The organism is Spirosoma sp. 48-14 (genome assembly GCF_001898575.1).
Taxonomy (GTDB): Bacteria; Bacteroidota; Bacteroidia; order Cytophagales; family Spirosomataceae; genus Spirosoma.
Map to the genome: position 1 here is coordinate 83,169 of NZ_MKUD01000088.1, position 10,226 is coordinate 93,394.

Genomic DNA, 10,226 nt, shown 5'->3' on the forward strand with positions numbered 1-10,226 from the left:
GTTATTTTTGTCCCTATGCTTCAAGCCGTAACAAAGTTCATGAATCGGCCAATTGCCGAAGATTTCAGCTTTAAGACCCAGATCTGGCAGTCGATTCAGACGGGTATTTACGTGTTTCTATTTGTTTATTTTTTTGGCGGCTCATCATTTGGTGGATCGAATCGGGTAGGGGTACTCGCCTTATTTGGGGCCGGTTGTACGGTGTCAACCCTGTTTGCAAACTGGCTTGTGCCAACCCTGCTTAGTCGAGTCTACGACGAAGAACGCTGGGTCGTATGGAAATACATTCTCCACACCTTTTTCGTTTTGTTCTGTATCAGCCTGGGTAATCAACTCCTGCTTGTGCTTACTCAAAACGACTATCCGTCGTTTTGGCAGATGTATTTGATTGTGACGTTGATTGGTTTTTTTCCAATTATCAGTAGCGTGTTTGTATCGGAGCGACGTCGGCTTAAACGGAATCTGGCACAGGCGCAGGAGCTTAATCGTCAACTGACCCAGCGAGCCGGGCCGCTACTGACAGACTACGTACCCTCCCAACAGACCAGTGCAAAAATGGCTCCCGCAGTTGATGCGAAGCCAATCTTATTGAGTTCTGAAAATGGCAAAGAGCGACTGGCCCTTCAGCCTGAGCAGTTGTTGTATGTTGAATCGGTCGGTAATTATGTTGATGTATATTGGCTTAACCGGAATGAATGTCAGAAAACGGTTCTGCGAAGTACGCTCAAAGAGGTGGCCGATGCACTTAGTGTTTATCCGCAGTTTTTTCGTTGTCATCGGGCGTTCCTGGTGAACTTGAAGATGGTTAATCAAACCGAAGGGAATGCTCGTGGCTATCAGTTGACCCTAAATGGGGTTTCACCAAAAATTCCAGTGTCTCGCACATACCTGGATGCATTTGACGCCCGGATGAACGTAATTATATAGGGTTCCTGATTGTCCCTGTTCATCCCAACTATCCCTAACGCTACCCATTTATCCCTCTACAGAAACGGCCATCCCTGACTATTGCAAGGGTATTGCTGGTGATTCAGTTTTGTGTCTGTCAATCGAAACAAAACTGAATCGCTATGCTAAACACACTGAAAATTACCCGCTCACACGTTGCCGAGGTTAACTGGAAATCGGTAAGTGTTTTTTATCTGCTGGCCTGCGCATTGTCGTATGGGTTGCATTTTTTGCCTAATTTAAACAAAGGCATCCTGCCTGTTCACAATATATTTACTTATGGCATGGGCCCGTTGCTGGCAGCCGTTGCCTGTCGGTTTCTGTTTCCTCAGACACTACGTACAATTTCTATTTTCGGCTCAGCACCGCTAAAAACCATTTTATTCGTACTAACGCCCATCCTGCTTTCTGTTGTGATTGGTGTTCCCAATAAGGCGGGTCAGAATAGCCATGTGTTCGGTCTGCTTCTGGGTATTTCGGGTGTGCTTTACGGATTTGGGGAAGAGATGGGCTGGCGTGGCTATTTGCAGGACGCCCTTCGCCCGTTACCTACACTTTACCGAGCCATTCTGATTGGTGTTATGCACGCAGGCTGGCATTTGACCTTCATGCCCGATTTGTCGGGAATAAGTGGTGGTCAAACGAATGGACTGATGGTTGTCGGGGTGCTGATTCTGATGGCCTGGGGGCTGGGCGCGTTGGTCGATACCACCAAGGCAGTTTTGGTCGTTGCCTGTGCCCACGAACTGATGAACATCGCCGTTCATCCGGTGGCGCTCGCAGTTACGGTATTGGTCTGGATTGGGCTGGTGCGAAACTGGTCGAAACAACTCCCGCGATTTAAAAATTTTCTTTTTACCTTTGTGCCATGATTTCAAAACGGGACACTCATTCGCCTTTCCGACATCGTCGGCACCATCATGGCTGCTAATCAGGCACCCCAATTCGTCGTTGTATCCCCGTTTTCCTGTATGTTTGCCCCCTGATTTTCCGGCCGCACGCTCTATGAAAAAGAAGCTTGCGGGATATTGCCTCAAAACAAACGTATTACGGGAGGTATGGGCCAGCTCATACATCCTATCTCATACATCCTACATCGATTAATGTCTTCTGTATTACGAATTGCCTTACAAAAATCGGGTCGGCTGAGCGAAGATTCGTATCAGCTTTTTAAAGAGTGTGGTATCCGTTTCGACTATGGTACCGGCAAACTCAAATCGGTTTCATCCAACTTCCCGGCCGAGTTCCTTTTTTTACGTGATGACGATATTCCCGGCTACGTCGAAGATGGCGTCGCTGATCTGGGAATCGTGGGCGAGAACGTAGCGGTCGAAATGGGCCGTCAGGTGCAAACGATCCATAAGCTTGGGTTTTCCAAATGCCGTTTGTCCATTGCTGTGCCGCGCGCTACCGACTGGACGGGTATTCAATGCCTGGAAGGAAAGAATATTGCAACCTCGTATCCGAATCTTCTGGGGAGTTATCTGACCGAACAGGGCGTTCGGGCCGAAATTCACGAGATCAGCGGATCGGTCGAAATTGCGCCCAGTATCGGGTTGGCCGAAGCTGTCTGCGATATTGTTAGTTCAGGAAGCACACTGCTCAGCAATGGCCTCAAAGAAGTGGAAACCATCTTTCGTTCGGAAGCTATTCTGATTGCTCCAAATGAACTGAGTAAGGAAAAACAGGAACTTGTCGATAAACTGCTCTTCCGCATCAAAGCGGTGCAGGTAGCTAAGAATAACAAGTACATTGTCCTGAATGCACCGAACGATTCACTGGATCAGATTACAGCCCTGCTTCCTGGGATGAAAAGCCCCACGGTAACCCCATTGGCTACCGAAGGCTGGAGTTCGGTACACTCGGTGCTGAATGAAAATGAATTCTGGGAAAATATCGAAGCCATCCGGGCCGCTGGTGCCGAAGGCATACTCGTGATTCCGATAGAGAAAATGATTTATTAACATTAAGTAGATGGGAGTGAGGAGCGAGGAGTGAGAATAGCTGACGCATTAGTAAGTTTCCTGCGTCAGCTATTCTCACTCCTCGCTCCTCACTCCTCGCTCCTAAAAAATGAATATCATTCCGTTTCCCGCCCGTACTGAATGGCCTGCCTTGCTGGCCCGTCCGGTGCAATCGACGCAGCAGATTGAAGCGGCTGTAGCACCGATTCTGGCTCAGGTGAAGGCTGAAGGCGATGCTGCTTTGCTGGCGCTGGCTCAAAAGTTTGACAAGATTGAACTGACGACGGCGCAACTGCGTGTCGATAGTGCTGAACTGGAAGATGCCGAAGTCCAGTTGAGCGACGAACTGAAAACGGCAATCCGGCAGGCGTACCAAAATATTCGGCTGTTTCATGAAAAGCAGAAACAGCCCGTCGAGAAGATCGAAACGATGCCCGGAGTTACATGCTGGCGTAAGAGTGTAGGCATTGAAAAAGTTGGACTGTATATTCCGGGAGGAACGGCTCCTCTGTTCAGCACGGTGCTGATGCTGGGGATACCGGCCCAACTGGCTGGTTGCCGGGAAGTTGTGCTGTGTACGCCGAGCAACCATCCGGCTATCTATTTTGCGGCTAAACTGGTGGGCGTTACGAAAGTATTTCGGATTGGTGGCGCTCAGGCTATTGCGGCTATGGCCTACGGAACCGAGTCAATTCCTCAGATATATAAGATTTTCGGGCCAGGTAATCAGTATGTTACAGCCGCTAAAATGCTGGTGGCTAAAGAAGGAATGGCGATCGATATGCCGGCCGGACCGAGCGAAGTGGCCGTGTATGCCGATGATTCGGCGGTACCGTCGTTTGTAGCGGCTGATCTGCTCTCACAGGCCGAACATGGTGCCGATAGCCAGGTGCTGCTGGTGTCGACCAGTAAAAAACTTCTGACGAGTGTCAATCTGACCTTATCAACCCAGCTTGGTCGATTACCCCGGCAGGAAATGGCGGCTAAAGCGCTGGAAAATAGCAAGATGATTCTGGTCGAAAATCAGGCAGATGCCATTGACCTACTGAATCAATATGCTGCCGAACACCTCATTCTGAGTGTTGAGAATGCAGAAGAAGTGGCCGACCAGATTGTGAACGCAGGCTCGATTTTTCTTGGGAACTATACCCCCGAATCGGCGGGCGATTATGCATCAGGAACCAACCATACCCTACCGACCAATGGGTTTGCGCGGGCGTACAGTGGCGTATCGCTGGATAGTTTTGTGAAGAAAATTACAGTACAGTACATAACGCCTGCCGGATTGCAGCGGGTTGGCCCCGTTGTGGAAGCGATGGCCGAGGCCGAATCACTGGAGGCTCATAAACGGGCGGTGAGCCTGCGACTGGCTAGTCTGGAAGAAACGAATCTGGTTTGATTTCGTTATTTTGCTAAGAAACAGGGTAGATTATGGAACAGATACTAATAGAAGTCGAAACCGTACAAGACAAAGAGTTACTTCCTTTTCGGACATCGATGGGCTACAGCTTATTGCCTTGTCCGACATTCTAAACCCATGAAACACCTCGCTGATCTTCTGCTCCTGGGCGATCCGCGCCTGTATGAAACCTGTGAGCCGGTGCTGGAATCGGAGCTGCCTCTGGTAGCGGATTGGGTAGCCGATCTGCACCATGTAATGGAAGAAATCAGGGCGAAGTACCAGTTTGGACGGGGGATTGCCGCTCCGCAACTGGGCATTATGAAACGACTGATCTATCTGAATGTCGACCAACCTCAGGTGATCATCAATCCTGAATTGATCGGCCTCAGCGACGATATGGGGGAGCTTTGGGACGATTGCATGAGTTTCCCAAACTTACTGGTACGGGTTCGCCGACATCGAAACCTAACGATGCTGTACCGCGATGAACAGTGGCAATCGCATACATGGGAGGTACGTGATTGGGCCCTGTCTGAACTGATACAGCATGAATACGACCATTTGAATGGGGTATTGTGTACGATGCGGGCCATTGATGAGCAGGCATTTCGCTGGCGACCAACCCCCAATCCTTAATTCGACTAATTTTTTATGTTTAATCTGAATAACCTTCTTCGCCCACACATCCTCTCGTTGACGCCTTATTCATCGGCTCGCGACGAGTATACGGGTACAATCGGCGTGTTTCTGGATGCCAATGAGAACCCAATTGGCTCGACGACCAATGCTGGTGATTATAACCGCTATCCTGACCCCCACCAATGGGCAATTAAGCAGCGATTAGCGCCAATCAAAGGTGTTCGGGTGAACCAGATTTTTCTGGGGAACGGTTCCGACGAGCCCATCGATTTGCTGGTACGAGCCACCTGTGTACCCGGCAAGGATAACATACTGATTATGCCGCCTACCTATGGGATGTACGAGGTGTCGGCAGCTGTGAATGATGTCGCTTTGATCAAAGTGCCGCTTACGCCCGATTATCAGATTGATACAGAGGCTGTACTGGCAGCTATTACCGAGAATACGAAGTTGATCTGGCTGTGCTCGCCCAACAATCCGTCGGGTAATCTGCTACAGGCTGATGCTATCCATCAAATTCTGGAAGCCGCCGACCATTCGCTGGTGATTGTCGATGAGGCTTATATCGATTTCGCCAATACACCTTCCTGGACGACTCAACTGAATACCTATCCGAATCTGTTGGTATTGCAAACCTTCTCGAAAGCCTGGGGACTAGCGGCTTTGCGGCTGGGTATGTGCTTTGCGTCGGAAGAGTTGATTCAGATCCTGAACAAGATTAAACCTCCGTACAATATTTCGGCACCAACGCAGGCACTGGCACTGGAAGCGCTCTTACAGGTATCAAGAAAGGACGAAATGGTCGCTCAAATTTTGACCGATAGGCAGGCTTTGGCCGAAAAACTACGTTCTTTGCCCTCTGTACGGGTCGTTCATCCATCCGATGCAAACTTCCTGCTTGTTCAGTTTGACAATGCGAAACAGGTGTTCGACTATCTGATCGAACAACAGGTTATTGTTCGTGATCGGTCGAAGGTGAAGCTCTGCGATGGGTGCCTGCGCATTTCGGTCGGTACACAGGAGGAAAATGAACGACTGCTTGACGTACTTTGGCAAATGAATGCTACCCCTGTTCTATCGGAACTTCCAACCATAACCAGATAAGGCGCCACCAAACCCGAATTGGCGTCGAAGACCTGATTGTTTAATGCATACACTGGTTACGCGGATGGGTTTCGGTAGTCTAAGAGTGATTAATGCATGCTCTATGAGAAAATCGTTGCTGATAACAAGTTTGGCCCTGATAGGGTTTCTAATGCAGGCCAATAGGGTCTGTGCACAGTATAACAACTGGTCGCTGGGGTTCCGAATTGGAGAGCCTTCCGGGATAAACGTCCGTAAATATTTTGGAAACAATCACGCCTTCGACCTGAATATCGGGACGTATGGTGGTATTTACGGAACGAACCGAAGCTATCGTTCGGGCGATTATAAGACCGTCGGGCTGTCGATTCAGGGGCACTACTTATGGCATAAGGCCCTTACCAAAAGTGAGAGCATCCGGGTGTACTATGGTTTCGGTGGTCAGATAAATAACCGTCGGTATTATCCAGACTATCTGGCTGGCCAATCCGTTAATTATGTGAAAGGCAATATTTCGCTGGGCGGATCGGGTATTGGGGGCATCGAGTTTTTTCCACCCAGCAAACCCTATTCGTTCTTTCTGGAAACCGGCGCTTACGTCGAACTCCTACAGGCTCCCTTCTTCCTGAGTTTAAATACAGGGTTGGGATTGAGGTATAATTTTTAAAGTAGTGAGGAGCGAGTAGTGAGGAGTGAGAAGGCTGGCGCAACAGAAAAAAATGCGCCAGCCTTCTCACTCCTCACTACTCGCTCCTCACTACTAATCTCTATGTTCAAAGTCTACAGTTCTTCGGCGGGGTCAGGTAAGACGTACACGCTTACCAAAGAATACCTGAAACTGGCGCTTCGGCCCGATGCGAAGGACGACTATTTCCGGCATATTCTGGCGGTAACATTTACCAATGCGGCTGCCAATGAAATGAAGAACCGGATTCTCGAACGCCTTTCCGATATGGCTGGGGAGAAAGAACTCCCTCTGCTCGATGAACTGGTCGTTGAACTTTACGGCACAGCCAGCGATTCAGATGGGTTCGAGATTGCCAAAGCTGCGCTTCGCCGAAAGGCGGCTTCCGTTTTCCGAACCATTCTTCATCGCTACGCAGACTTTAGCGTTACTACGATCGATTCGTTTACCCAGCGTATCGTCATGGCGTTTACCGACGAGTTGGGTTTGCCCTATTCGTTTGAGGTCGAACTGGAAACCGACGAAGTCCTCGAGCTGGCTATCGATAACCTGATCGAAAAGGCTGGAACCGAGGAGATGGAGGAAATTACCACCATACTGAGTGAGTACTACACGCATGTAGCGGCCGAAGGAAAAAGCTGGAACCAACTACCGGAGGTGCTGAAGGAGTTTGGTCGCAACTTAACCTCCGACCAGTTTTACGAATCCGTCAATGCCGCCCAGGAATTGTCGCCTGCTGCCTTGCGAATCATCCGGGAACAGCTGATCCACCACAATCAGCAGATTGAGGCCGACATTGTTGGCTGTGGTCAGCGTGCCTGGGAACTGATCACCGGTGCTGGTTTGTCAGAAGCCGATTTTACGTATGGTTTGAGTGGGGTAGCGGGTTTTATTAAAGCCGTGGCCGAGGGAAATGCTCAGAAAGAACCGGGTACGCGGGTGTACAATGCCATTCAAAAGGGTGAGTGGTACGGTAAAAAAACGCCGTTGCCTGTTCAGGGCATGATCGACGCTATGGCCGATGAACTGACCGACTGCCTGATTCAAATCAACACCATTCGGGAAAAAAACGGTCGGGAGGTTACCCTGTTCGAGTGCCTGTTGCCTCATTTACAGAAGTTGGCCCTGTTAAAGCAGATGCGGGTTGAGTTCGATGAGCTGCTGCGAAAGGATGGCCGGGTACATATCTCCGAGTTTAACAAGAAAATCCTGTCTATTGTAGCCTCGGAGCCGGTTCCGTTTCTGTATGAACGGCTGGGAGTTCGGTACAACCATATATTGATCGACGAGTTTCAGGATACATCCCGACTACAGTTTGCCAACCTGTTGCCCCTGATTGAAAATGCGCTTGGTGGCGATCACTTTAACCTGGCTGTAGGCGATGGGAAACAGGCGATTTATCGCTTCAGAGGGGGCGATATGGACCAGATTGTGGCATTGCATCGTCGGGATCTGACCACATTGAAAGAAGCCCATAATCCCGAATCCTGGACCGCTGAACGGATCGAAATGCTCGACGGGCATCTGCAACCCGAAGTGCTCAATACCAATTGGCGAAGTGCCGAACCAATTGTCCGGTTCAACAATGACTTCTTTGAGTTTACGGCTCGTCGGTTCGAGCATCAGCATCCTAAAGTAGCCGACATATTTGATCCAGAGCGACAGTTCCATCAGACACCTTCACCCAGAGCCAGGCAGGCTGGCCATGTGCAGCTCGACTTTGTGGTGAAAGAGGAAGACGCCGATAAAGATCTGACGACGCTGATGCTCGAAAAAACCATCGAGCACCTGGACCGATCACTGGCCGATGGGTATCGGTATGGTGATATTGCCATTTTGTGTCGTAAAAAATCGCAGGCAAAAGCATTAGCCAATGAATTGAACGCCCGACAGATTCCGCTGGTTTCGGCCGATTCCTTATCGCTGGAGTTTTCGGACCCGGTTAAGTGGCTGGTGACCTTCATGCAGGTGTTACAGCGCCCCGATCAGCGAATGCTTCGTTACGAAATGCTGTATCTGTTTCACCGGGTTGTGCAGGGAATTTTTCCAGACGATGCCCTTACCGAGAAACTGCGGGCTGTTGCCGAAGGCCCTATACTGGCGATGTACGATTACCTTTCCGAACAGGGTTATGCGCTGGATGTGTACGCCTTAGGCCAGTTGAATCCGTATGAACTGGCGGAGCGCCTGACGGCTCAGTTTGGGCTGTTCAATCAGGCGGAGCATAACCCGTTTCTCTTCCGGTTCCTGGACGAAGTGTTAACGTTCAATCAGAAACGGAGCGGTCATCTGAGCGATTTCCTGCTCTACTGGGAAAGTGTACGGCAGAAAATTTCCGTAGAGGGCAATACCCGCAATGCGGTAAGTATCCAGACGATTCACAAATCGAAAGGGCTGGAGTTTCCGGTGGTTATTATTCCCTTTGCCAATTGGCGGGTAGAGCCCATCAACGATAGCACCATCTGGCTCAATCTGAAGCAGATTCAGGCGGATGTACTGACACATTCGACCGATAAGGGGCCGTCTACCCGACTCCTGACAGCACCCGTCAACGCAACCGGTAAACTACGGGGAACTCCTGAATCCGTTGCAGCCCAGTACGAAGAGGAAATAACGCGCACGTTTCTGGAAAACATGAACCTGCTCTATGTTGCCTTTACTCGCCCTACCGACCGCCTGTATGTGATCAGCGAAGCCAGAGACTTTGGCAAAGGACCTCAGAATACCGTTGGACACTGGCTACATGGATTTCTGCGCGATAGTGAGGTGGCCCGTAACTGTGGTTGTGCCTGGCAGGATGGCTTGTATTCGTATCCGGTTAGTTTATGCGCCGACGCTTGGTCGCATAAGAACGTGGAAGAACCCCTGGACGAAATCGTACTGAACGATATTGTGAGTGGACACCGGGGGCAGGATTTACAGTTGCGCCGACTGGCTGACCGTATTTTTGATGTAGCCACGTTTGAGCACACCCGTGAGCGCGACCGAAAGCTATGCGCTGCCCTGAGCCTGATTAAAGGACCCGAAACAATTGATTCGGTATTGCGCCGACTCGTTAGTGAGGGGTTAGTTCGTAAAGTTGAGTGCGAGTTGATGAAAGATAGTCTGCTGGCTATTATCTCACATCCTGATCTGGCAAATCTCTTTAATTCTCAATTGCGTATAGATACCGACAGAAGTATTTTAAGTAGCAAACGTATTCATGGAGCGCCCCACCGCGTTGTTCATTTTCCAGATGGACATGTCGTACTGGTACAATACGAATCGGTAGCCATCGCACCGACGGGCTATGAAGCGGATGGGACTGACGAACAAGCCGGAAATCCGACGGCTTCTTTAAAATACTTTACAAGCCTTTACCGCGACATGGGCTTCCCGGAAGTAGAGGGCCGATTGGTTTATCTGGCAGAAACACCGGTGGTGGTCCGTGTGTAATTAATGAAACCTGTTTAATGCATACTGTAAATGATTAAAGTGATTCAGAACGTTTGGGGAGGAATACACC

9 protein-coding genes (1 of these 9 only partly in view) are annotated in these 10,226 nt (G+C 49.8%); all 9 read left to right on the forward strand.

Annotated elements, in window-relative coordinates:
- The first annotated feature begins 15 nt into the window (after window positions 1-15).
- The gene (locus tag BGO59_RS35810; protein WP_293692433.1) at window positions 16-927 is read left to right on the forward strand and encodes a LytTR family DNA-binding domain-containing protein; all 912 of its coding nucleotides are present in this window, start codon (window positions 16-18) and stop codon (window positions 925-927) included.
- 143 nt (window positions 928-1,070) lie between these two features.
- On the forward strand, window positions 1,071-1,820 hold the full coding sequence (locus tag BGO59_RS35815) for a CPBP family intramembrane glutamic endopeptidase (RefSeq protein ID WP_293692435.1): 750 nt from the start codon (window positions 1,071-1,073) through the stop codon (window positions 1,818-1,820).
- Window positions 1,821-2,051: 231 nt separating this feature from the next.
- A complete protein-coding gene (gene hisG / locus BGO59_RS35820; RefSeq protein ID WP_293692437.1) occupies window positions 2,052-2,912 on the forward strand; it encodes an ATP phosphoribosyltransferase in 861 nt (286 codons plus the stop codon).
- A 109-nt stretch (window positions 2,913-3,021) separates the two neighbouring features.
- Window positions 3,022-4,311, forward strand: a complete 1,290-nt coding sequence (gene hisD, locus BGO59_RS35825; protein WP_293692439.1) for a histidinol dehydrogenase — start codon at window positions 3,022-3,024, stop codon at window positions 4,309-4,311.
- 138 nt (window positions 4,312-4,449) lie between these two features.
- Window positions 4,450-4,950 (forward strand): peptide deformylase, encoded by a 501-nt coding sequence (locus tag BGO59_RS35830; protein ID WP_293692441.1) that lies wholly within the window; start codon window positions 4,450-4,452, stop codon window positions 4,948-4,950.
- A gap of 15 nt (window positions 4,951-4,965) precedes the next feature.
- Window positions 4,966-6,057 (forward strand): histidinol-phosphate transaminase, encoded by a 1,092-nt coding sequence (gene hisC, locus BGO59_RS35835; RefSeq protein ID WP_293692443.1) that lies wholly within the window; start codon window positions 4,966-4,968, stop codon window positions 6,055-6,057.
- 103 nt (window positions 6,058-6,160) lie between these two features.
- Window positions 6,161-6,703, forward strand: a complete 543-nt coding sequence (locus tag BGO59_RS35840) for a hypothetical protein (RefSeq protein ID WP_293692445.1) — start codon at window positions 6,161-6,163, stop codon at window positions 6,701-6,703.
- A gap of 102 nt (window positions 6,704-6,805) precedes the next feature.
- Window positions 6,806-10,156 carry a UvrD-helicase domain-containing protein gene (locus tag BGO59_RS35845; protein WP_293692447.1) on the forward strand — a complete coding sequence of 1,117 codons (3,351 nt, stop codon included), beginning with the start codon at window positions 6,806-6,808 and terminating at the stop codon, window positions 10,154-10,156.
- Between the two features lie 30 nt (window positions 10,157-10,186).
- Window positions 10,187-10,226 carry the 5' end (the start) of a phosphatase PAP2 family protein gene (locus BGO59_RS35850; RefSeq protein ID WP_293692449.1) on the forward strand. 830 nt of this gene lie beyond the right edge of the window, so 40 of the gene's 870 nt are visible here — the first part of the coding sequence; the start codon lies at window positions 10,187-10,189; its stop codon lies off the right edge, out of view.